Here is a 21,916-nt window from a genome sequence, read left to right as displayed (position 1 = left end):
TTTCAGACATTAACTGGCCAACTGCATTCGTGCACGAGGGTGGAACCTTGCGTTCACCCAAAGTGAAAGCGCGATCACTGCGCCACCGAGTGCGAGCCGAGCGAGGTCCGCGTCCCGGTTCCAGATCAATAAATTAACCAACAAGCCTGTGGGCACCAACACGTTATTCATCACCGCCAGCGTGCCGGCATCCACCTCACAAGCTCCGCGATTCCAGAGATACAGGCCCAGGCCGGATGCCGCCAGCCCTAACCATGCAAGAATGCTCCATTGCAGTGTGGTCGCAGGTAACTTGTCGGGGTTACCAAAAACCAGGAACGACGGCAACGCGATCACCAGCGCACCAAAAAAGAAGTACCCAAATGTGCGATAGCCAGGAAGATCCAACGGATACCTCCGCATTACGTGTTTATAGCCGACTTGGCCAGCGGCAAATGCGATGTTAGCCACCTGTAGCAATAAAAAGCCGGTCAGGAAGTCCTCGCTTAAGCCATCGTACCGAATGATGCCTGCTCCCAAGGTTGCAACAAGCGCAGCCACTAAAGCAATCGGGGAAAAGCGGCGAAAAAATGCATCGTCAATCAACGTGACGTATAAAGGCGTAAAGATGGTAAACAATAAAACTTCAGGCACCGATAGATAGGCGAAGGAACGGTACAGGCACACATAGGTGATGCCGAATTGCAGCATACCGGTGGCCATGATGCTGAGTTTCATTCCGGTCGGCACACCGCGCCAACGCGTAAATGGCAGAAACACCAAAGAGGCCAATAATACCCGGCTCAATACCGCAAAATCACTATCCACTTGCCCCGCAAGAAACTCGCCGATCAAACTGAACGAGAAGGCCCACAAGACCGTCACGAGAATCAAAAAAACCATATCGCAATACCTTAGAAGATCCGGGGTCGTACTTTACTTGTTTTAGCCGCATTGTGCAGCGCACCAAGCGGTGCAACTCCGTATAAGCGCCGCTCACATGAATGCAGTAAGATTGCCTATTCTTTTTGAACCTCGCTTTTTCACACACATGCAGCAAAAGCCCTAAGCACCATGGACGAGTCACACCAGCCGTTACCCGAAACCCGACAACCTTTAATGAGCCGTACACTCACCGAGTGGAAAACCTTGGCGTTGCTCGGCGGGCCTATCTTGATCGCGCAAGTGGCGCAAATGGCTAACGGCGTTATCGACACCGTGATGGCAGGCCACGCCAGTGCCGAGGACCTGGCGGCCGTTGGCATCGGGAGCAGCCTGTGGATGCCACTGTTCCTGTTTTTCATGGGCCTGCTTGGGGCGCTTCAGCCGATCATTTCCGGCTACAACGGTGCTCGCACCACCAACAAAATCATGCCTGCAACCTGGCAGGGCATTTACATTGCGCTGGGCGGCACCGTCATCATGGCGTTGCTTTTAACCAACGTGCACCCGGTTCTTGCCTTACTGGAAATGGATACCGATACGGCGCTCATCACCCAAGGCTATCTAAATGCCTTTGCCTGGGGCATTCCCGCCATGCTGTTAATGAATGCGCTGCGAGGGCTCACGGACGGTTTGGGCTACACCCGGGTCATCATGATGTTCTCGGTGCTTAGCACTCTGATTAACTTGCCGCTTAACTACATTTTCATCTACGGCAAGCTTGGTCTTCCCGCCATGGGCGGTGTGGGTTGTGGCTGGGCGACATCGTTATCAAACGGCATTGCGGCCATTGCTCTACTGATTTACTTAAATCGCAGCAAAACCTTCAAGCAGTTTCACCTATTGGCAGAACGGGTTAAGCCCAATATGGCGGGCATTCGTTACATTCTAAAGCTGGGCGTGCCTATCGGCTTTACCATCTTTGTCGAAGCCAGCATGTTTTCCGTGATCGCACTGTTTCTGGCACCGCTGGGGCCAGTGATCGTCGCCGGCCACCAAATCGCTCTGAACGTTGTGTCGTTGCTGTTCATGCTACCGCTCAGTATCGGCATGGCCCTCACGTTAAGGGTGAGTTTTTTGGTGGGTGCCCGAGCGCCCGACAGCGCCCGGCTGATCTCACGCAGCTCGCTATTACTGGCTTCGGCCGTCGCCTTAGTGTTTGCAACATTGCTGTTCGTTTTTTCCGGCTCTATTGCGGCGCTTTACACCAACGATCCACAGGTCCAAGCGGTGACCATTCGGTTACTTTCTTTTGCCGCCATGTTCCAGATCGCTGACGTCATCCAGGTTACCTGCATCAGTGCTCTGAGGGGCTATAAAGATACCCGCGTACCCATGTTGATCATGCTGTTTTCATTTTGGGTGGTCGGGTTGCCGCTGGGATACGTGTTGACGTTTACCGACTGGATCGCTCCTTCGCTTGGCGCTGCGGGGTTCTGGGTAGGGCTTACCGCCGGTTTAACGTCCGCCAGTGTATTCCTGGGATGGCGTTTGTTCCGCTACCAACCGCAGGCGGAGGCAGATTAATAGGCGAGGGAAGTGTCGGGGTCAGACAATTTCTTCAGAAATCATCGCCATATACCACCCGATCACGGCCGGATTCTTTGGCCTGATAAAGTGCGTGATCGGCTCGCGACAACCAGCTCGCCACACTCTCGCCATGACGCAGCATGGCCACTCCAAAGGACGACGTGACGGGGCCTCCCGGCCCTTTGAGCCACTTTCGCAATCCCTGCTGAAGGTTAGCAACGACGGTTTTCAAGTTGGTTTCATCCAATCCCGGAAACAACACCACAAACTCTTCCCCACCAAACCGGAACAGCTGGTCGGTACGGCGGGTATTTTCCTCAATCAAACCGACCAAATCACGCAGGACGTTATCACCGACACCGTGACCATACTCGTCGTTAATTTTCTTGAAGTAATCAATATCCAGAATCACCAGAGCATAAGACAAGCCGGTGCGTTCTGCATTAGCCGCCGCCATATCCAACTCCTGATCCATTGATCGGCGATTCTTCACACCGGTCAATGGATCAATCGTCGCCAACTGCTCAAGGCGATTTCGCTGATCTTTATTGCGCATAGCAAATACGTAAGAACAGGCACTCACAATCGTGGTGCTGGCAAAGAATGTCCACATTTTCACAGAGGAGGTGAACGCACTCTCAACCGTCATCATCGCCAGAACAGATACCAGATTGAGAACCGCCGCAATTCGACTGGGCGCTAAGAAGAACGTCGTCACCAAACAAGGGTAGAGCCAAAACAAACCGACTTCACCCACCCACATACCCACCGCGACCGCACCGGAGCAACAGACTATGGCGAGAAAAATTCCGGAGCGGTAGGTATCGTGGGTTATCCAGGCGTAAATCAAGCTTCCGGCAAGAGCCACCAAAACGCCGAGATCAATGAAACCTGCGAGCAAGTTGCCATCCAAAAACCGCATGATGGCAAAAGGGGTGATACCAAGAATCGCACTGCCCGATAGCAGAGTAACGATGGACAACCGGAAATCATTTTTCAGGCGGTAGAGCATGCAGTGCAGTGACCAGCAAAAGTGGTGAGGAATCCAGAGCCTAGCGTACGTCCGGGCGGTGGTCGTCAAGTGACTACGATTCTTAACAAATATGCATCGAAAGACACATTATTGTCAGAAAGTATCCACTAAAACGATCTACATTGTACTGGCAACGAGCATGCGACGATAATAACGGCATGTATCTCTTGACGACATCATAAAAGATGTGAATTTTGACCAACCTAGTTCGCATTGCGTCTGGAGCGCAGGTCATCAGAAAACCCCTGCCTTGGGATATTTACCCGAGTTCGCTAATCTTCCGCGCTCGCAAACCGAGACCGCTCCATGGTTTGGCCCGCTTTGGCCAACTGAGCCAATATGGCTGAACGCGTAACCACCCCAACGAGTTTACCGTCTTCCACCACCGGATAAACTTTCGGTTTGCCCGCGCCCAGATTCTGCGCCAAATCCACCACAGACGTATCCGGATTCACCGTCACTGGGTTGCGAAACATGACATCGTCTACGTTGGGCTCACCTTCGCTGTGATAATTACTGACCAACAGCGCGTGAATACAATCCTGTTCAGACACAAATCCCAATACTCGTCGCTGTGCATCTACCACAGGCAATCCGGTAACGTGATTGGTCAACAACGTTTTGACCACATTGGTCAGTGGTTCCCCGCACCGAATCGGCTCGATGTGGTTCCACATAACTTCAGAAACCTTCAATGTATGCATCGGCAACCCCCTTTGATCACGGTAAAGAATCTCTTATCTGACCGACAAACCTCTCTTTAAACATAGGCAATTCTTTGCGAAATAGGAAACCGTCACAGCCAAGCATTTCATAGGTGGAAATTATCGACTAAACTCAAGCAGTTATCTCTTAACACACCAAAGCCGCCGCACAATCCATCGCAAACACCGGGAGCCCTCATGGAAGCAATCTCTAACTTTGTAAGTGAAATCAACGGGTTGGTATGGGGACCCCCCATGTTGGTCATGATTTTGGGTGTTGGCCTATTCCTGAGTCTAGGCCTCAAACTCATGCCCATCATGAAGCTCCGCGCAGGTTTCCGCCTGATGTGGAACGGCCGTGCTCGCGGCGGTGACGACGAAGGGGATATTCCGCCATTTCAGGCCCTGATGACCGCGCTGTCGGCGACCGTCGGCACAGGTAACATCGCCGGCGTGGCCACCGCGGTGTTTTTGGGTGGTCCCGGTGCGTTGTTCTGGATGTGGTTGACGGCGCTGGTGGGCATGGCGACCAAATATTCCGAAGCTGTGCTAGCCGTTCGGTTCCGTGAGGTGGATGAACGCGGCTCTCACGTAGGTGGCCCGATGTACTACATTCGCAACGGCTTGGGTAAAAAGTGGGCGTGGCTGGGTGTGTTATTCGCTGTTTTCGCCTCGGTCGCGGCGTTCGGCATTGGCAATACCGTGCAAGCAAACTCAGTCGCCGATGTGCTGGAAGTTAATTTCAGCATTCCACACTGGGTTACCGGCCTGGTGCTAATGGTGCTGGTGGGTATGGTTCTGATCGGCGGCATCAAGCGCATCGGTCAGGTTGCCAGTGCGCTGGTACCCTTCATGGCGGTGTCTTATGTGATGATCGGGCTGGTGGTTCTCGCCATTAACGCCCATGAAATTCCCGCAGCGTTCGATCTGATTTTCAGCTATGCCTTCAGTCCTGCGGCTGCCGAGGGTGGCTTTGCCGGCGCAGCTGTTTGGGCCGCCATCCGTTTTGGTGTTGCACGCGGCATCTTCTCCAACGAGGCGGGCCTGGGTTCTGCGCCCATCGCCCACGCAGCTGCGCAAACTAAAGACCCGGTTCGCCAGGGCATGGTTGCCATGCTCGGCACCTTCATCGACACCATCATTGTGTGCAGCATTACCGGCTTGGTGATTATCACGTCCGGCGTTTGGACATCGGGCGAAACGGGCGCCGCCTTGACTTCTCTGGCCTTCGAAACCGGTCTTCCGGGTCTGGGCAATTACATGGTGGCCATCGCACTGGCGATCTTTGCCTTTACCACTATTCTGGGTTGGTCCTTTTACGGCGAGCGCAGCATCGAATTTTTGTTCGGTGTAAAAGCAATTGTGCCTTATCGGATTGTCTGGATCATTGCGATCCCTGTCGGTGCCACCGTTAATCTGGGCTTCATCTGGCTGCTAGCCGATACGCTGAACGCCATGATGGCCCTACCCAACCTGATCGCTCTGCTGCTACTCAGCCCGGTGGTATTCCGCCTAACCAAAGACTATTTCGATAAACAGATGAGCCAGGGGACGCACTGATTCAAACTAAGAATTCACCCACACGGAAGTGGGTGTTGCAGATGAGGTAGATCAAGCCCCCTTGCATTTAGCCCCCTGCGACTCCATGGTTACTTGTATAAACTGGGTTATCCAGTTGGCAGGCACAAGCGCCGCCAAAAACGTCTGTTTTACAACAATGCGTGAAAGGAGACCAAGCATGAGTTTACGCCTAGGAGATACCGCACCGGATTTTGAACAGGAATCCAGTGCAGGCACTATCCGCTTCCACGAATGGTTAGGAGACAGCTGGGGTGTTTTATTCTCGCACCCGGCCGATTTTACCCCTGTGTGCACAACCGAACTGGGTCTGACGGCTAAGCTGAAAGACAAGTTCGCCGAACGCAACGTGAAAGCAATTGCCCTGAGTGTTGACCCGGTCGACTCTCACCATGATTGGATCAAAGACATCAACGAAACCCAAGGCTGCAAGGTGAACTTCCCGATCATTGCAGACCAGGATCGCAAGGTTTCCGAGCTGTACGACATGATTCATCCCAATGCGGATAGCAGCCTGACGGTTCGCTCTCTGTTCGTGATCGACCCGAACAAAAAGGTTCGCCTGATCATCACTTACCCGGCATCAACTGGCCGGAACTTCAACGAAGTTCTCCGTGTGATCGACTCGCTGCAGCTGACTGACGACCACAAGGTAGCGACACCCGGTAACTGGGAACGAGGTGGCGATGTCGTGATCGTGCCCTCGCTTCAAGATGAAGACGAAATCAAAGAGCGGTTCCCGAAAGGCTATAAAGCCGTTAAGTCTTACCTGCGGATGACTCCAGATCCCAAAACCAACTGGGGCGGTGATTAATCACTGCGGGCTATAAACGTAAAAAGGGCAGGTGATACCTGCCCTTTTTTATGTCTGAGAGTAAACAGTTGCCGGTGATCAGAATGCCGGAACAACCGCGCCCTCATACTTTTCCATGATGAAGTCTTTAACGGCATCGGATTGCAATGCGTTGGCCAACTTCTGCATAGCTTCGCTGTCTTTGTTGTCCGGACGAGCAACCAGAATGTTGACGTAGGGAGACTCTGAACCTTCAATGATCAGAGCATCTTCAGATGGGTTCAGACCTGCTTCCAACGCATAGTTTGTATTGATCAGGGCAACGTCTACCTGATTCAGGATACGCGGCAGAGTGGCTGCTTCCAGCTCTTTGAAGTCCAGACTTTTCGGATTGTCGGCAATGTCACGCGGAGTCGCGGTGATTTTGCTTTCATCTTTCAAAGTGATCAGGCCGGCTTTCTGAAGCAGCAGCAAGGCACGGCCACCGTTGGTAGGGTCGTTCGGAATAGCCACAACCGCACCTTCTTTCAGATCGTCCAGAGACTCGATCTTAGTGGAATAGGCACCGAACGGCTCAACATGAACGCCTGTTACGGTGACCAGGCTGGTGCCACGGCCGTCATTGAATTCATCCAGGTACGGCTGGTGCTGGAAGAAGTTCGCATCCATCCGCTTCTGGTCAACCTGAATGTTTGGCTGAACGTAGTCGGTGAACACTTTCACATCCAGCTCTACGCCTTGCTCAGCCAATGCCGGCTTCACAAATTCCAGCAGCTCGGCGTGAGGTACCGGAGTCGCGGCTACAGACAATGACTCTGCCGATACCGCGGTTGAAAAAGTCGCTGCGGCGGCCAAAGCCACCAGTGTTTTCTTCAAGTTCATTTACACATACTCCTGCTTTAAAAGCTCACTATTCTTGATTACCGACGACTGAAATACAGCACCAAACGATCACCCGCCATTTGCAGTAACTGCACAAAAATCACCAGCAGAGCGACGGTAATAACCATCACATCGGTTTGGAAACGCTGGTAACCAAATCGAATGGCCAGATCACCCAAGCCACCACCGCCGATAACACCCGACATGGCGGCATAAGAAACCAATGTGATCGCTGTAACAGTAATACCCGCGATGATGCCCGGAAGTGCTTCAGGCAGCAAGGCACCAAATACGATCTGGCGAATGTTTGCGCCCATCGCCTGCGTGGCTTCAATAATGCCCCGGTCTACTTCTCGAAGCGACGTTTCAACCAAGCGGGCAAAGAACGGCGCACCACCTGCCACCAAAGGCGGGATCGCGCCAGCCACGCCCAAGGAGGTGCCTATCAACATCACCGTGAACGGAATCATCACGATCAACAGAATGATAAACGGCACTGACCGTAGTACGTTGACCACAAACGACAACACCGCGTAGGCCACCGGCTGTTCAAGCAACTGACGCTTGCCGAACAAAAACAGCAGCACTCCGATCGGCAGGCCAATCAGCACACTGAACAGCAGCGACATGCCCACCATCACCAGGGTGTCCCAGCTGGCAATACCAATCTCGGCCCAGTCGACGTTGCCCATCAGGCTTTCCATTAAAGCTTCCATCAGCGCACCACCTCCACGTGTACATCTGCGGCTTCGAGCGCTTTCAACGCCACCTCAACATCGCCGCCGATCAGTGAGAGAGTCAGCTGGCCATAGGGAGTGTCTTTAATATGGTCGATGCGCCCCGACAAGATGCTAAAATCAACACCGGACTGTCGGGCTACGCTACCCAATAGAGGTTTGTAGGTCGATTCGCCCTTGAAGGTCAGGCGTAGGATTCGGCCATCCGCTTTCTGCAGGTTTTCCTGCAGCTCATCGCCGTCGATGCTCTCACTTTCCAATACAAAATCCCGGGTGGTCGGGTGTTGGGGGTGCAAAAACACTTCGCTGACCGGCCCCATTTCAACCACACGCCCGGCATCCATCACGGCGACCCGGTCACACACCCGGCGTACCACATCCATCTCGTGGGTAATCAGTACGATAGTCAGGCCCAGCTCTTTGTTGATATCGGCCAGCAACTTCAATACAGACTGAGTGGTTTGGGGGTCCAATGCACTGGTTGCTTCGTCGCACAACAACACGGTCGGGCGGCAAGCCAACGCGCGCGCAATGCCCACTCGTTGTTTCTGGCCGCCAGACAACTGCGAAGGGTATTTATTGGCGTGATCGCTCAAGCTCACCCGGGCCAGTAGCTCTTCGACCCGTTCCCTGATCTCGGTTTTGCTATAAATGCCGGCCAATTTCATCGGAAACGCGATGTTATCGGCAACCGTCTTCGAGGACAGCAGATTAAAATGCTGGAATATCATCCCAACTTTGCGGCGAAAAGCACGCAGTTCCGCGGCGGAATAGCCGGTAATGTCTTCGCCTTCAATCAGAATGCGGCCACCGGATACAGGCTCGAGCTTGTTAATCAATCGAATCAGTGTAGATTTGCCTGCGCCGGAGTGGCCAACAATGCCAAAAACTTCACCGGTTTCTATGGTCATACTGGTCGGGCGCAACGCGGGAATGTCCCGGCCACCTACCTGGTACGACTTCCTTACCTCGTCAAATACAATCATGGTCAGTGCCTTGGATAAGCGCTTTCGTCAAAGCGTCGTGGGGCAGAGTGAAAGCCGCCGATTATAACGTATTCGGCGGCCAAACCCGAACCACTGTCCAAGGGCCGTTTGTGGGTAGTTGCCCTTACCCGTAGCGTGAGGCGTTCACCCGCATCAGTGCAAGGAACGCAACTGCCTGGGGTAAAGTGCGGCACTGACCTCTGGCTCTTCCAGCAGATCTGCCAGCTCGCGATCGATCGCCGTTTCTTCGCCCTCATCAGGCAAAGGCTCAAACAGGGTATTCAGCCATGCCGCAATGTTGGGGGCGCTGTCCCGATCGTAGTCGGATGATAACGCCTTGATCCGTCGAAAACCGATGATGCGCTGGTGCCGGGGGTCCCTGATTTGCTCAAAACCTCGCCAATAGATGCGCTCCCGCGTGTGCAGTTGCACAAACAAAGTGTCGATGGGGCCAGCGTCGTCCTCCGGGTGCTCTTCATCGTCGACTGCCGCTTCCACAGCTTGCTCTTCGGTGGGTTTACGCCGAACCGTTGTCCAGGCCGGGTACAGTACAGCAACCGCATCAGCCTCTACGTGTTCTCGCGCAGCCCGCAGAATCAATCCCCAACGGGCCTTGTCGGCATCGGTCTCCAGAGATTGGATGGGTAGGTCATAGCTTTGGTCACTGGACAACACGATCGCCATCATCGGGGCATCTAACTCCCCCATAGCTTCCGCCTGTGCTACGGATACCAGATCGTCGATTGCCATCGATTGGTTCATAAGATGCTCGCCTCCTCGATGCCATCAGAGTGGTCAGGGGACCTGACCCCTGACTTACAGCATAGCGTGTTCACTGAAGAAAAGATAAACGTGGGGGCTTGGGCGCAGATCTCAACCCTGCGCCCAAATACATCTGGGCAAGTCAGAACGCGTTGTTTAACCGCTCGTAGTTATCAAACCACGGATTGACCTCTTCTAACTGGGCTGCGAGCTGAAGCAAACGTGCTTCTCCACCGTGCGCGGCACCAAACTGCACGCCAACAGGCAGGCCGCTTTGAGTCCAGTGCATCGGCACCGACATGGCAGGCGTGCCGGTGAGGTTACCCAACTGGGTGAACGGGGTACGAGCCAGGCTTTCCATTGCAATCTGGTCAACCTGACCGCTGCGATGCACCCACTTACCGGCCTTCAGAGCCAACATCAGTTTCCCGGCAACTTTCAGATGCGCCGGAGTATCGAGCTCACCAATTTTGGCGGGAAGCTGTCCGGCTGTGGGGCACAAATACAGATCAAACCGATCGAAATAAGCCCCCAGCGCACGGGAAAAGTCATTCCACTGTTGCCGCCGCGCGACGTAGTCGGGCAACGGCATGGTGTTGCCCAGCATCGCCAGCAGGCGAGTATCCAGCTCAAATTCTTTGTCGGTCGCGCCATAGCGTTCTTTAGCGCGCTGGGCCATCACCGAGACCTCGCCGAAGTACAACGAGAGGTAACAACGGGCCAAGGCCAGTCCGTCAAACTCGGGGCGGGCGTACTCCACTTCGTGCCCCATACCTTCCAGCAGGCGGGCGGTTTCTTCTACCGCCGCCACGCACTCCGGAGCAACGTCGGTGTCGTAGGGCGATGCCGTAAATACACCAATTTTCAGTTTACCCGGCGATTGCTGCATCGACTTAAGCCATGGCATTTCCGGCTCGGGAATTCGAAACGGGTCGCCGCTGGCCGGGCCAGCCAGAACATCCAGCATGGCCGCGCTATCCCGTACCGTGCGGGTCACTACATGGTCTGCAGAGGCGCCTGTCCAGGCTTCTCCCACATTGGGCCCCGGCGAAATGCGCCCCCGAGAGGGCTTCAGACCAAACAATCCGTTGTAAGCGGCGGGTATGCGAATCGAACCTCCACCATCGTTGGCGCCCGCCATCGGCACAATGCCGGCAGCAACCGCTGCACCGGAACCACCACTGGAGCCACCGGGCGTTCGGCTCAGATCCCACGGGTTTCGAGTAGGACCCCAAAGCTCTGACTCCGTCACCGCCTTCAAACCAAATTCAGGGGTCGCAGTACGGCCAAGAAACACCAAGCCGCCTTTGCGAGCACGACGAACAAACTCTGAATCTTGGGCTGGCACGTGGTCGCGATAAGCTCGGCTTCCGTAGGTACAAGGATAGCCCGCTTGTTCCTGAGCCAGATCTTTCAACAGCAAAGGAACACCGGCAAACGGCCCGTCAGCAGGGAACGATTGCGCCTTCGCTTCACTGAACTGTGGCTGGCAAATTGCGTTCAATTTGCCGTTGACGGTATTGGCGCGCTCAACGGCCGCTTCGACTAATTCCTGCGATGTCACTTCGCCTCTGCGAATCAAATCCGCCAAGGCCGTGGCGTCATAGCACAGATATTCAGACTGTTTCATCGGCAATCCTGTTGTTGTTATCTACCCAAAGACCTATGGACATTTGTCGTATAAACCGGAAACTCAGGAGCTTACGTCATTACCTAAGTGAGCGCCATGGACCCGACTCTACTACCCGAAGCCCTCAGCCCTGCAGTCGCCTTATTCCTGTTGGCGGCGTCTGTCGTGACTTCCGGGCTCACCGCCATGCTGGGGGCCGGGGGAGGGGTATTGCTGTTGGTGCTAATGGCGTCGTGGTTGCCCGCGGCTGCTATTATTCCTGTTCATGGCATGATTCAACTGGGCTCAAACTCTGGCCGTGCGATGCTAACCTGGCGTCATATAGACTGGCGCGTGATCCTCGCATTTGCCCCCGGCGTGCTGGCGGGCGCGGCGCTAGGCGCGTGGCTGCTGATCGATATGCCGGCCCAGCTTTGGCAGCTATCCATTGCTGTGTTTGTACTGTATCTCTGCTGGGGGCCAAAGCTGCCAAAAACCTCTTTCGGCCCTGCCGGCATTTTTATTGCGTCCGGCATTACCAGCTTTATCAGCCTGTTTGTTGGCGCCACCGGTCCGTTTGTGGCCGCATTTATCAAACAGATCCATGAAGACCGCTTCAAAACCGTCTCGACATTCGCCACCGCGATGACCCTGCAACACGCCCCAAAAGCGCTCATATTCGGCTTTACCGGTTTTGTTTTTTCCGATTGGCTGCCGTTCATCCTCGCCATGATTACCTGCGGCTTCGCGGGTACCTGGATTGGGCTTCATATCTTGAAAACCATGAGCAACCGCTGGTTCAGCACCGCCTTCAATGTGGTACTCACCTTACTGGCGCTGAGACTGTTGTGGCAAGCGGCCACTGGATGATCAAGGGGCCGCTTATAGCCACCTGAACTCTCCGGAATTGTAACTTGCAATTCAATTGATAATCATTACCATTTCGATCAATTATCCATTGATCGGGCAGCACGTATGTTTTCATCCCAAGGCACTCTATCCGCCCTAACCGATAATGGCCCCCTTGCCGAGCTAATCAGCATGGGCGGCCCTGTGATGGTCGTTTTGATCGCTATTGCGTTTATCGGCGTGGCTACCTTTCTCTATCTTATGTTGTTCGGCGCGTTTTACACGCCCCGGTTTACCAAGCCATTGCAGCAACTCGTTGCACACTGGCAGCAAGCCCCCTCCGATACCCGGGTAGAAGCCACCCGTGCCGATGCGGGCCGCTTGGGGCGCGCTAATCCATTGATGCACCTGCTGGTCAATACCATGTCGGCTTGCCAGTCCGGCACCAACATCGCGGCGGTACGGGAAACCGCGGTACGGGATGCCCAGAACTCGCTGGAACCCTTTGAAGCCCCCCTTAAAATCATTGAAGTGATTGCCGCACTTGCACCTCTTCTGGGGCTGCTCGGCACGGTTATGGGGATGATGGAAGCCTTCAGTGCGATGGCCGCTACCGAGGGCCGGGCCAACGCCAGCCAGCTGAGCGGGGGCATTTACGAAGCGTTGGCGACAACCGCAGCCGGGTTGGTGGTGGCAATTCCTTTTGCAGCACTGGCTGCATGGATCGAGTTTCGCTTGCGCCGGATCCACAAAACCATCAACAGTGCATTAGTGAGTGTGTTTAACGTGATGCCGGCTGACGGCAACGTTACCACTGCTGATGCGACTCAACCCGAGCTCAAAAAAGCGGAAGCACCCGTAGAAGAGTCAAACCACTCGCCCACTAATTTCGACAACAACCCGCGCTTTGCCCATGCAGCTGGTTGATCCCCGGCCTAGCCGGCCAATGCCCATTCGGATTACACCTCTGATTGATGTGGTGTTTATTTTGTTGGTATTTTTCATGCTGACCACTCGGCTGATGCCACTGGATCATCTTGAGTTGGCCAACAGCACCAAAGACCGCCAGAACGCTGCAGGCGAGCCCTTGCCGGAGCTTCTGATATCCGCAGGCGGCTCGGTTAAGTGGCAAGAAAGTCAGTACTCACTGTCGGAATTGTTGCCAGCGCTGAAGGCAGCCGGCGTCAATGAAGCTAATCTGGCCGCCGCGCCTGATTCCGCATTGGCCAATTTCACAAGCACCTTAAGCGCTCTCGATCACGCGGGCATTACCGCTCACTGGAAGCGTGAAACCCCATGAACGCGCTGGTACCACCACCGTCCACGTCTGGAAAAGGTCTGCTGGACCGGGTTGAAGATGCACTGTTGCCGTTAATCAACCTAGTCTTTCTTTTGCTGATGTTCTTCATTGTGGCCGGGCAGCTAACCGACGAACCTCTACCGGAATTACCCGGCGGCGCTCAATCTGCACAACAACAGGCACCGGAGGCTGATCTAATTGTGAAAGCCGGCGGCCAGTGGCAGGTCAGCGGCAACACACTCACGGAAGACACATTGCTGGCAGCACTACCGGAACCAAACGCTTCGGAACCTCTGAAACTCGCGGCAGACCAAAGCCTCACAATGGACGATCTGGAGCGCTTGTTGCGGCTGCTGGAAGATGGGGGCTACACGGAAGTGCTGTTATTAACGGAGCCGGGCACATGAACACGCCACCCAAAGGCCTCAAAGCTCTGTTCCTGGTGATTGCCCTTTGCACCACGGTGGCCGCCTTGGCGCTCGCAGTGCCTAACAAACCACTGCAACTCCCCACACTGGGAGACAACGCGGTAAATTCCGCCCCGGCCATTAAAATCAGCCTGGCTGGCCGCCATACCCCGGAGCCTGTTGCTGAGCCCGAGCCGTCCCCCGCTCCCAAGCCGGTCGCCAAACCTGAACCGAACCCAAAGCCAGAACCAGAGCCAGAGCCAGAACCAGAGCCAGAGCCAGAGCCAGAGCCAGAGCCAGAGCCAGAGCCAGAGCCAGAGCCAGAGCCAGAGCCAGAGCCAGAGCCCATTGTCGATCCGGATCCGGAGCCTGTGCCAGCCCCGGTTGAAACATCAGAACCGGAAACCGCGAAAGCACCAACCACAGAAGCTGCAGTGTCTTCTGGCGAAGAAGGCCAAGCCGAACAACAACAGACATCTGTGCCACTTCAAACAGCAGGCAGTGCGTCAGAAATTCAGAGTTATCTTAATAAACTCAGCCAGCACTTGGCCCGCTACTACAACTACCCCAGAAGAGCGCGCCGCCTCGGTCAGCAGGGCGCTCCGGTTGTGGTATTCGAGTTCCGTAGGGATGGTTCGCTAGTTGACCACTCGCTGCGCGACAGTTCCGGTCACACCCTATTGGATGACGCAGCGATGCAAATGTTGGCTAAGGCTGCGCCCTTACCGAAAGTTCCCGCGGAAATGCGCGGCGAAAGCTTCACCTATGCATTACCGGTTCGCTTCCAGCTGCGCTGACTCCACTCCCCGTCGATCGGCGCGGGCAACTTTTCGCCTGATCAGCAAGTGTTCGCCCACCCTCTAAGCAATCACTTGCCTAGCCAATTGCCTACGCCACCGACAAACGCCACAAATCATTGTTTTTGAACTGATTAACTAATCTGGCACGGTCCTTGTAATCTATAATCGCGTCCAGGGATTACCCAAAGGACCATTATTCATTCACACGTCATGGAGCAGACTATGCCAACTCCTTGTTATATCAGTATCGAAGGTAAAACTCAGGGCAACATCACCGCTGGTGCCTTCACTTCGGATTCCGTAGGCAACATCTACGTTGAAGGTCACGAAGACGAAGTTCTGGTTCAGGAATTCAGCCACGTTGTTACCGTTCCGACTGACCCTCAGTCTGGCCAGCCTTCCGGCCAGCGCGTGCACAAACCCTTCAAATTCACCTCCGCTCTGAACAAGTCCACCCCGCTGATGTACAACGCTCTTGCCTCTGGTGAAATGCTGCCGAAAGTCGAGCTTAAGTGGTACCGCACTTCCGTAGAAGGGAAACAGGAGCATTTCTTCTCCACCATCCTGGAAGATGCCACCATCATCGACATCGACTGCAACATGCCCCACTGCCAGGACACCGCCAACGCTGACTTCACTCAGCTGGTGACCGTGTCTTTGTCCTACCGCAAGGTGACCTGGGAGCACGCCGTTGCCGGTACTTCCGGTGCTGACGACTGGCGCTCGCCGATCGAGGCCTGATTCCTCGCGTTCGGTTTCACCAAAACGGCTGGCCTTTGTGCTGGCCGTTTTTGATTGAGCCCACAAGCCTTCCTGACTAACATGCTCCCTGACGCTCGGGGATCTCATGTCCAACTCCATACACACAAGCAAGACAATTGGCACTCTCATGTGCCACGCCACCCGGAACATTCTTTGGCAGCCGGCCCGGGATTGGGTGCGCGAGCGTAATAGCCGGGCAGACTTGGTGTTGCGGATCGGTTCCGGACAAGCCACCTATCACCGCTACGACCCACGCACCAAACAACACCTGATTAATTACGGCGTGCGCATGATTGCCGCCAAACGCCAGCCGGAAACGGCCCAAGGCTGGCTGTCTACCCGGGAAATTCGTGAGCGAGGCTATTTCGATGGGGAAGTCAGTGAATTGAACCTGCTGGCGCATACCTGCTGCCATGAATTTGCCCATCTTCTGCAATACAGCGCCGGGCAGCGGCGCTACGGTTCGGTTCACAACCGGCAGTTCTATGAGGTGCTGGACCAGCTACACGCCAGCGGTGCCGCCGATGCGACACGGCAGTTTCTGAAGGAACAGGCGAACAAAGCAGAACTCGTGCTATCTCGCGACGTCTTTGAAATGCATAACCCGCATCTGCAAAGCAGTCAGTGGCAAGTAGGCGAGCATGCGCGTTTCGGAACTGGCCGCAAGCAGCAACAAGGCAAAATCATCCGTGTTAACCGAAAAACCTGCACCGTCGAGATCTCTCACCAGCCCCGGAATCTGCTGTATCGGGTGCCTTTCGCCCTGTTAAAGCCTCTAGACTGACTGGCTGGCTGGTGTCCTCGGTGTCTTGTTCAAGGGCCGAATTGAGCAGGGCCTGCACTTCCGGCAGGCAGGAGCCACAGTTGCTACCACATTTCAGTGTGGTTCCTAGCGCTTCCACACTGTTACAACCCTCACCAATGGCGCGCAAAATAGCGTTTTCGCCGACCTGGAAACAACTGCACACCAACGCGCCGGCAGGCTCTATGTCCGCACTTCCTGCCGCAAGCAGAGACCACCGGTGTTCAAGCTCAAAGCCAGCGTCGGCAAAACATTGATCCAGCCATTCCACTCCGGGCATGGAGCTGGCTTCGGACTCCACCAGAAGCACGGCCTCCAACCGGTTTTCTTTTAACCATACCGCGCGAAACGTACCTTTCGATTCGTCCTCCATGACGAGCTCCGGCTCACGCCCGAAACACTGCCAGCCCAATTCGCTCCAGTCTGCCCGGTGCTTACCCGCCAGCCACCATCCGGTGCTATTGGGTAGCACCTGGCGGCTCCAATAATCAAAGGCCGCCGCCATCGGCGTAGGCAAGTCCGTCTGGCCCCACGGCTGTATCAGCCGGGCCTGCCACTGGGCGGTCAGCGGTTTGATGGCCGCGATGCCATACTTACTCTCAGGCTGACCGGATACTGGGTCGACCGTTGCAGCCATGAGTTCAGACGCCAAAGCCGACGATGCAAACTGGCCGTTCCAATGGATTGGAACAAACACTTCCCCCGGCCTTTGGCCGACAGTACCCCGAACACGGCCGACGAACTGGCCTGACGGCCCGGTCAGGGTGGCCAGCCCTCCCTCTGACAGCCCGAAACGGGCCACATCATCCGGATGGACCTCAATGAACGGCTCCTCCCGGTGGGCAAACAGCTTCGACGCCAGTCCGGTGCGGGTCATGGTGTGCCATTGATCCCGGATGCGACCGGAGTTCACTACCAGCGGGTAACTAGCCCCCGGTTGCTGGCCAGCCGGCCGCGCCTGAACCGGCACCAGCCGGGCACGGCCATCTGGCGTGGAAAAATGACCGTCGCTGAACAAACGAGCCGTCGACTCAAAACCGCCAGACTCAGTGTTACTAACGGGCCACTGAATCGGCTGCATCTGTTCGTAGCCATCGTCAGTAAGGCTTGCCAGCGCAGCGATGTTGAACATCCGGTCACCGGTGTTGCCAACCCCCGACAAGGTTGCATGCTCCCGGAAGATATCCGCGGGTTTTCGGTAACTAAACGCCTGTGTGTGGCCTAGAGCCTGTCCAACCTCGCTGATAATCTGCCAATCCGGCTTCACTCCGGTCGAGAGCGGAAGAAACCGGCGTTGCCGTGATATTCGCCGCTCTGAGTTGGTGACGGTGCCATCTTTCTCACCCCAGCCAGCCGCTGGCAAAAGAATATCAGCGAAGCTTATGGTATCCGTTTCACTCACACAGTCTGAAACGATCACAACGTCGCAACGCGCTAAGGCCTCCCGAACCCGCGCGCTCTCGGGCAGACTGACAGCGGGATTAGTGCCCATAACCCACAGTACTTTGATCTCGCCCCGGTGTACCGCCTCAAACAGATCCACCGCTTTGAGTCCCGGCCCATCCGCCAGCTTATCCGTCTGCCAATAGTCCGCCATGCGCTGTCGGGCGCCCGGCGTGTCATAATCCATGTGGGCGGCCAGCGTGTTCGCCAGCCCACCCACTTCACGCCCTCCCATGGCGTTTGGTTGCCCGGTCAATGAGAAGGGACTGGCACCGGGCTTTCCGATGCGGCCGGTCGCCAGATGGCAATTGATGATGGCATTACCTTTGTCCGTGCCGGCAATTGACTGGTTGATGCCCTGCGAGAATGCTGTGACGGTTCGCTCCGTTTCCGCAAACCACTGATAAAAGGTTTCCACATCCTTCACCGCCAGATCGCACCCTTGGGCAACCGCCGCGGTGTCAGGCGCTGACAATCTTGCCTCTTCAAGAGTGCTCTCCAGCCCGCTGCAGTGCTGCCTCAGGTATTCCACATCCAGCACCTGCTGTTCATCCAGCCACACCAGGAGTCCATTGAAGAGCAGGGTATCGGTACCGGGCCGGAGTTTCAGATGCAAATCCGCCAGTTCACTTGTTGCGGTTTGCCGGGGGTCGATGACCACCACCTTGCGGCTAGCCCGATGCGCCGCCTTCATCCGCTGATACAACACCGGGTGCGCCCAAGCCGCGTTACTGCCAGCCAACACCAACAGGTCCGCCAACTCCAGATCTTCATAACAACCCGGCACGCAATCTTCGCCGAAAGCCCGTTTATGGGCCGCCACCGCAGACGACATACACAGCCTCGAGTTGGTATCCACGTGGGGTGTGCCGATAAAGCCCTTCGCCAGCTTATTGGCTGCATAGTAGTCTTCAGTCAGAAGTTGACCGGACAAGTAAAAGGCTACCGACCCTGGCCCATGGTTCCTCACGGCATCGCTGATGGCTGAGGCGACACGAGCGATAGCATGCCCCCAATCAACCTCTTTGCCGTCAACTCTGGGACCAAAGGATCGTTCGCTATCGGTAGCCAACGTTTCGTGCAGCGCCGAACCTTTCACACACAAACGGCCCTGATTCGCCGGGTGACGGCTATCGCCCTCAACACCGTCCACTCGGGCCAGGACGCCGCAGCCTACACCGCAATACGGGCAAGTGGTCGCAGTGGGTATCGACGTATTCTGGTGACGGCTCACAGTGTGTCCTCTTTGTTGGCTTTTTACCTATTCGACTTGCCCTGTCTGAAGCAATTTAAGGGCCATCCCTTGTACACCGCACCAACGCAAGGTTCCGTCTCTGGAAAACGATTCACGTTGGTGCAAAGCACTCATTCTTGCACCAGAACACGACAAGCCGAGGTGACGGAGCGTCATCTACTTAAGCACCACCAACCCGTCTGAGCGCCATTATCTCAAGGGTTTTCCGGAGCTGGCACAGCTTGTGCTGAAAACTCTGTGAATCACTAAAACAAATCAGCACTCTATTCAGGCAAAGGCGCCTGCTTTCCGGAAACGGAGGGCAGGCGCTTTTGCGTTATTAAAGGGGTGCTGACTATTCAGAGCGAGCGACATCATGGCAAGAACCCCGAAACACCTAAGGTCCGGTATAACGGCACTGCTGTTGGGATTGGCTTCATTGGCACACGGCGAGATTGGGCCGGCAGAAAAGCCGGACCTCAAGCTAGGCTTCATCAAGCTTACCGACATGGCGCCTCTGGCCATCGCCTGGGAACAAGGGTACTTCCTTGATGAAGGCCTGTTTGTTGAACTGGAAGCCCAAGCCAATTGGAAGGTCTTGCTGGATCGCGTCATCACCTCCGAGTTAGACGGTGCCCACATGCTCGCTGGTCAGCCTCTCGGTGCATCCATCGGGTACGGCACGCAAGCCAATATCATCACGGCCTTCAGCATGGACCTTAACGGCAACGGCATCACCGTATCCGATGCCGTCTGGGAAACCATTAAACCCCAGCTTGCCGACGAAGGTGGCAAACCGGCACATCCGATCAGCGCGGCAACCCTGAAGCCCATCATCGATGAGTACCGGGACCGAGGCGAGCGCTTCAAAATGGGCATGGTTTTCCCGGTCTCAACTCATAATTATGAGCTACGGTACTGGCTCGCAGCAGGTGGCCTGAACCCCGGCTTTTACGCACCTCAGCGAGGCGACACCAGCGGCACGCTGGAAGCCGACGTACACCTGTCCGTGACGCCCCCGCCACAGATGCCCGCGACGATGGAAGCCGGCACCATTCAAGGCTATTGCGTCGGTGAACCCTGGAATCAGCAAGCGGTATTCAAAGGCATCGGCGTACCGGTGATCACCGATTTCGAAATCTGGCCCAACAACCCGGAGAAAGTCTTTGGGGTCACGGCCGAGTGGGCGGAAAAGTACCCGAATACCCATCTGCGACTGCTGCGCGCCCTGATCCGCGCTGCGCACTGGCTAGACCAGGACAATAACGCCAACCGGGCCGAAGCGGTCAGCATTCTTTCACAGTCGAGCTATGTGGGTGCCGACCGGGAGGTCATTGCCAACTCCATGACGGGAACCTTTGAGTACGAGAAAGGGGATATCCGAGAGGTGCCCGATTTCAACGTCTTCTTCCGCTACCACGCGACTTACCCGTATCCATCCGATGCCATTTGGTATCTGTCGCAGATGCGTCGCTGGGGCCAGATTCCTGAACCCAAGTCCGATAGCTGGTACATGGACACCGCCGCAAAAGTATACCGGGGTGACATTTACGCTCAGGCAGCCCAATCACTTGTCGACGACGGTCTGATGGCCGCCAGCGACTTCCCGGATTTTTCCGGAGAAAACTTCAAGCGTCCGCACCAGGGCACGTTAATCGACGGTGTCCCGTTCACTCCGGAAACACCCAACGCTTACATCGATCGTTTCGAGATCGGCCTGAAAGCTGACCAGACGCCTTAAGGGGGAATGCAGATGAATTCGTTAACCGGAAAACTCGGTCAATCTATGAGCTTCAGCCTCAGGCAGCTGTTTGAGAACTTTTCGCCAGCGAATCTAGCGTCATCAGGCCGCCAATTGATACTCCCCTTTATCGGCATTTTGGTGTTCGTGGGTTTCTGGCATCTCGCTGCGCCTCAGGTCGACACGTCATTGGGCGCTTTCCCCGGACCGGCGCAGGTCTGGGAACAAACCGGCCAGCTGTGGCAGGAACACTCCGAACAGCGGGCCAAAGCCGACCGATTCACCACCATGCAAGAAGAACGCAACGCGCGCATTCTGGCGGATAATCCGGACGCCGAAGTTCGCATCCGCGACTACCCTGGCGCGCCGACCTTCATCGATCAAATTGGCACCAGTTTGGTGACGGTACTCTCGGGTTTTCTTGTCGCGGCACTGATCGCCGTTCCACTGGGCATCGTGTTCGGGCTAAACCGGCACTTTCAGGCGGCGGTGAACCCACTGATCCAGATCTTCAAACCCGTGTCACCTCTGGCCTGGCTACCACTGGTTACCATGGTGGTTTCCGCCACCTATGTCAGCGACGACCCGATGTTCGAGAAATCCTTCCTGACCTCGATGATCACCGTCACCCTATGCAGCTTATGGCCCACACTGATCAACACCAGCGTTGGCGTAACAGCGGTTAACCCGGATCTGCTGAACGTGTCTCGGGTGCTCAACCTGTCGTTCTGGAGCCATGTTCGTAAAGTGGTCCTGCCATCATCGATACCGATGATTTTCACCGGGCTGCGGGTGTCTCTCGGGATTGCCTGGATGGTTCTGATCGCCGCTGAAATGCTGGCGCAAAGCCCGGGACTGGGCAAATTTGTCTGGGACGAATTCCAGAATGGCAGCAGCCAATCACTCAGCCGCATTATGGTGGCGGTGCTCGCCATCGGGTTTATCGGATTTATTCTGGATCGAGTGATGCAGTTGATTCAACGAAAGGTGGCCTGGAACGAAGGACGCTGAATACGACTCTGTGAATCTGACTCCGGAAGAGG

The 21,916-nt window shown here is 55.5% G+C and carries 21 protein-coding genes; 12 read left to right on the top strand and 9 right to left on the bottom strand.

Annotated elements, in window-relative coordinates; all coding sequences use genetic code 11:
* Positions 1-9 precede the first annotated feature (9 nt).
* Positions 10-882 (bottom strand): carboxylate/amino acid/amine transporter, encoded by an 873-nt coding sequence (locus K5L82_RS15095; RefSeq protein WP_223134706.1) that lies wholly within the window; start codon positions 880-882, stop codon positions 10-12.
* A gap of 171 nt (positions 883-1,053) precedes the next feature.
* Between K5L82_RS15095 and K5L82_RS15090 the strand changes: the two genes are divergently transcribed.
* A complete protein-coding gene (locus K5L82_RS15090; RefSeq protein WP_223134705.1) occupies positions 1,054-2,448 on the top strand; it encodes an MATE family efflux transporter in 1,395 nt (464 codons plus the stop codon).
* 34 nt (positions 2,449-2,482) lie between these two features.
* Here K5L82_RS15090 and K5L82_RS15085 read toward each other — a convergent pair whose 3' ends face one another.
* Both K5L82_RS15085 and K5L82_RS15080 read right to left on the bottom strand, forming a co-directional pair.
* A complete protein-coding gene (locus K5L82_RS15085) occupies positions 2,483-3,463 on the bottom strand; it encodes a GGDEF domain-containing protein (protein WP_223134704.1) in 981 nt (326 codons plus the stop codon).
* Positions 3,464-3,756: 293 nt separating this feature from the next.
* Positions 3,757-4,188 carry a CBS domain-containing protein gene (locus K5L82_RS15080; RefSeq protein WP_223134703.1) on the bottom strand — a complete coding sequence of 144 codons (432 nt, stop codon included), beginning with the start codon at positions 4,186-4,188 and terminating at the stop codon, positions 3,757-3,759.
* 198 nt (positions 4,189-4,386) lie between these two features.
* Here K5L82_RS15080 and K5L82_RS15075 point away from each other — a divergent pair, with 198 nt between their 5' ends.
* Entirely contained in the window at positions 4,387-5,748 is a 1,362-nt protein-coding gene (locus K5L82_RS15075; RefSeq protein ID WP_223134702.1) for an alanine/glycine:cation symporter family protein, read from the top strand.
* 178 nt (positions 5,749-5,926) lie between these two features.
* Positions 5,927-6,580 carry a peroxiredoxin gene (locus tag K5L82_RS15070; protein WP_223134701.1) on the top strand — a complete coding sequence of 218 codons (654 nt, stop codon included), beginning with the start codon at positions 5,927-5,929 and terminating at the stop codon, positions 6,578-6,580.
* A 78-nt stretch (positions 6,581-6,658) separates the two neighbouring features.
* On the opposite strand, the gene K5L82_RS15065 is transcribed toward K5L82_RS15070, so the two are convergent.
* The 5 genes from K5L82_RS15065 to K5L82_RS15045 form a co-directional block, all read right to left on the bottom strand.
* A complete protein-coding gene (locus K5L82_RS15065) occupies positions 6,659-7,441 on the bottom strand; it encodes a MetQ/NlpA family ABC transporter substrate-binding protein (protein ID WP_223134700.1) in 783 nt (260 codons plus the stop codon).
* A 38-nt stretch (positions 7,442-7,479) separates the two neighbouring features.
* Positions 7,480-8,157: a methionine ABC transporter permease gene (locus tag K5L82_RS15060; RefSeq protein ID WP_133006829.1), complete on the bottom strand. Its 678-nt coding sequence runs from the start codon at positions 8,155-8,157 to the stop codon at positions 7,480-7,482.
* Positions 8,157-9,164 carry a methionine ABC transporter ATP-binding protein gene (locus K5L82_RS15055; RefSeq protein WP_223134699.1) on the bottom strand — a complete coding sequence of 336 codons (1,008 nt, stop codon included), beginning with the start codon at positions 9,162-9,164 and terminating at the stop codon, positions 8,157-8,159. Before K5L82_RS15055 ends, K5L82_RS15060 begins: the two co-directional genes overlap by 1 nt.
* A gap of 153 nt (positions 9,165-9,317) precedes the next feature.
* A complete protein-coding gene (locus K5L82_RS15050) occupies positions 9,318-9,926 on the bottom strand; it encodes a hypothetical protein (RefSeq protein ID WP_223134698.1) in 609 nt (202 codons plus the stop codon).
* A 142-nt stretch (positions 9,927-10,068) separates the two neighbouring features.
* A complete protein-coding gene (locus K5L82_RS15045; RefSeq protein ID WP_223134697.1) occupies positions 10,069-11,556 on the bottom strand; it encodes an amidase in 1,488 nt (495 codons plus the stop codon).
* Between the two features lie 96 nt (positions 11,557-11,652).
* Between K5L82_RS15045 and K5L82_RS15040 the strand changes: the two genes are divergently transcribed.
* The 7 genes from K5L82_RS15040 to K5L82_RS15010 all read left to right on the top strand — a co-directional run bounded on the left by K5L82_RS15040 (position 11,653) and on the right by K5L82_RS15010 (position 16,437).
* Positions 11,653-12,405 carry a sulfite exporter TauE/SafE family protein gene (locus K5L82_RS15040; RefSeq protein WP_223134696.1) on the top strand — a complete coding sequence of 251 codons (753 nt, stop codon included), beginning with the start codon at positions 11,653-11,655 and terminating at the stop codon, positions 12,403-12,405.
* 105 nt (positions 12,406-12,510) lie between these two features.
* Positions 12,511-13,311 (top strand): MotA/TolQ/ExbB proton channel family protein, encoded by an 801-nt coding sequence (locus tag K5L82_RS15035; RefSeq protein WP_223134695.1) that lies wholly within the window; start codon positions 12,511-12,513, stop codon positions 13,309-13,311.
* A complete protein-coding gene (locus K5L82_RS15030; RefSeq protein ID WP_223134694.1) occupies positions 13,298-13,684 on the top strand; it encodes an ExbD/TolR family protein in 387 nt (128 codons plus the stop codon). The genes K5L82_RS15035 and K5L82_RS15030 overlap by 14 nt, the downstream gene beginning before the upstream one ends.
* Positions 13,681-14,091 carry an ExbD/TolR family protein gene (locus K5L82_RS15025; protein WP_223134693.1) on the top strand — a complete coding sequence of 137 codons (411 nt, stop codon included), beginning with the start codon at positions 13,681-13,683 and terminating at the stop codon, positions 14,089-14,091. The genes K5L82_RS15030 and K5L82_RS15025 overlap by 4 nt, the downstream gene beginning before the upstream one ends.
* On the top strand, positions 14,088-14,888 hold the full coding sequence (locus K5L82_RS15020; protein ID WP_223134692.1) for an energy transducer TonB: 801 nt from the start codon (positions 14,088-14,090) through the stop codon (positions 14,886-14,888). Before K5L82_RS15025 ends, K5L82_RS15020 begins: the two co-directional genes overlap by 4 nt.
* Positions 14,889-15,113: 225 nt before the next feature.
* The gene (locus tag K5L82_RS15015) at positions 15,114-15,632 is read left to right on the top strand and encodes an Hcp family type VI secretion system effector (protein WP_133006838.1); all 519 of its coding nucleotides are present in this window, start codon (positions 15,114-15,116) and stop codon (positions 15,630-15,632) included.
* 106 nt (positions 15,633-15,738) lie between these two features.
* Positions 15,739-16,437, top strand: coding sequence for a hypothetical protein (locus K5L82_RS15010; protein ID WP_262492670.1), 699 nt, complete (start codon positions 15,739-15,741; stop codon positions 16,435-16,437).
* On the opposite strand, the gene K5L82_RS15005 is transcribed toward K5L82_RS15010, so the two are convergent.
* A complete protein-coding gene (locus K5L82_RS15005) occupies positions 16,346-19,132 on the bottom strand; it encodes a molybdopterin-dependent oxidoreductase (RefSeq protein ID WP_316933408.1) in 2,787 nt (928 codons plus the stop codon). The genes K5L82_RS15010 and K5L82_RS15005 overlap by 92 nt on opposite strands.
* A 376-nt stretch (positions 19,133-19,508) precedes the next feature.
* On the opposite strand from K5L82_RS15005, the gene K5L82_RS15000 reads away from it, so the two are divergent.
* The gene (locus K5L82_RS15000; protein WP_133006839.1) at positions 19,509-20,873 is read left to right on the top strand and encodes a CmpA/NrtA family ABC transporter substrate-binding protein; all 1,365 of its coding nucleotides are present in this window, start codon (positions 19,509-19,511) and stop codon (positions 20,871-20,873) included.
* Between the two features lie 12 nt (positions 20,874-20,885).
* On the top strand, positions 20,886-21,884 hold the full coding sequence (locus K5L82_RS14995) for an ABC transporter permease (RefSeq protein WP_133006840.1): 999 nt from the start codon (positions 20,886-20,888) through the stop codon (positions 21,882-21,884).
* Positions 21,885-21,916 lie beyond the last annotated feature (32 nt).

Source organism: Marinobacter sp. AL4B, from assembly GCF_019916045.1.
GTDB lineage: Bacteria > Pseudomonadota > Gammaproteobacteria > Pseudomonadales > Oleiphilaceae > Marinobacter.
The sequence above is the reverse complement of the archived record's forward strand: the minus strand, read 5'-3'. Positions and strand labels throughout refer to the sequence as shown.

Coding starts and splice junctions, on each gene's coding strand:
- K5L82_RS15075 (WP_223134702.1), top strand. CDS start 4,387: ATGGAAGCAATCTCTAACTTTGTAAGTGAAATCAACGGGTTGGTATGG.
- K5L82_RS15035 (WP_223134695.1), top strand. CDS start 12,511: ATGTTTTCATCCCAAGGCACTCTATCCGCCCTAACCGATAATGGCCCC.
- K5L82_RS15020 (WP_223134692.1), top strand. CDS start 14,088: ATGAACACGCCACCCAAAGGCCTCAAAGCTCTGTTCCTGGTGATTGCC.
- K5L82_RS15025 (WP_223134693.1), top strand. CDS start 13,681: ATGAACGCGCTGGTACCACCACCGTCCACGTCTGGAAAAGGTCTGCTG.
- K5L82_RS15030 (WP_223134694.1), top strand. CDS start 13,298: ATGCAGCTGGTTGATCCCCGGCCTAGCCGGCCAATGCCCATTCGGATT.
- K5L82_RS14995 (WP_133006840.1), top strand. CDS start 20,886: ATGAATTCGTTAACCGGAAAACTCGGTCAATCTATGAGCTTCAGCCTC.
- K5L82_RS15010 (WP_262492670.1), top strand. CDS start 15,739: ATGTCCAACTCCATACACACAAGCAAGACAATTGGCACTCTCATGTGC.
- K5L82_RS15045 (WP_223134697.1), bottom strand. CDS start 11,556: ATGAAACAGTCTGAATATCTGTGCTATGACGCCACGGCCTTGGCGGAT.
- K5L82_RS15055 (WP_223134699.1), bottom strand. CDS start 9,164: ATGATTGTATTTGACGAGGTAAGGAAGTCGTACCAGGTAGGTGGCCGG.
- K5L82_RS15050 (WP_223134698.1), bottom strand. CDS start 9,926: ATGAACCAATCGATGGCAATCGACGATCTGGTATCCGTAGCACAGGCG.
- K5L82_RS15095 (WP_223134706.1), bottom strand. CDS start 882: ATGGTTTTTTTGATTCTCGTGACGGTCTTGTGGGCCTTCTCGTTCAGT.
- K5L82_RS15085 (WP_223134704.1), bottom strand. CDS start 3,463: ATGCTCTACCGCCTGAAAAATGATTTCCGGTTGTCCATCGTTACTCTG.
- K5L82_RS15070 (WP_223134701.1), top strand. CDS start 5,927: ATGAGTTTACGCCTAGGAGATACCGCACCGGATTTTGAACAGGAATCC.
- K5L82_RS15015 (WP_133006838.1), top strand. CDS start 15,114: ATGCCAACTCCTTGTTATATCAGTATCGAAGGTAAAACTCAGGGCAAC.
- K5L82_RS15090 (WP_223134705.1), top strand. CDS start 1,054: ATGGACGAGTCACACCAGCCGTTACCCGAAACCCGACAACCTTTAATG.
- K5L82_RS15040 (WP_223134696.1), top strand. CDS start 11,653: ATGGACCCGACTCTACTACCCGAAGCCCTCAGCCCTGCAGTCGCCTTA.
- K5L82_RS15060 (WP_133006829.1), bottom strand. CDS start 8,157: ATGGAAGCTTTAATGGAAAGCCTGATGGGCAACGTCGACTGGGCCGAG.
- K5L82_RS15065 (WP_223134700.1), bottom strand. CDS start 7,441: ATGAACTTGAAGAAAACACTGGTGGCTTTGGCCGCCGCAGCGACTTTT.
- K5L82_RS15080 (WP_223134703.1), bottom strand. CDS start 4,188: ATGCATACATTGAAGGTTTCTGAAGTTATGTGGAACCACATCGAGCCG.
- K5L82_RS15000 (WP_133006839.1), top strand. CDS start 19,509: ATGGCAAGAACCCCGAAACACCTAAGGTCCGGTATAACGGCACTGCTG.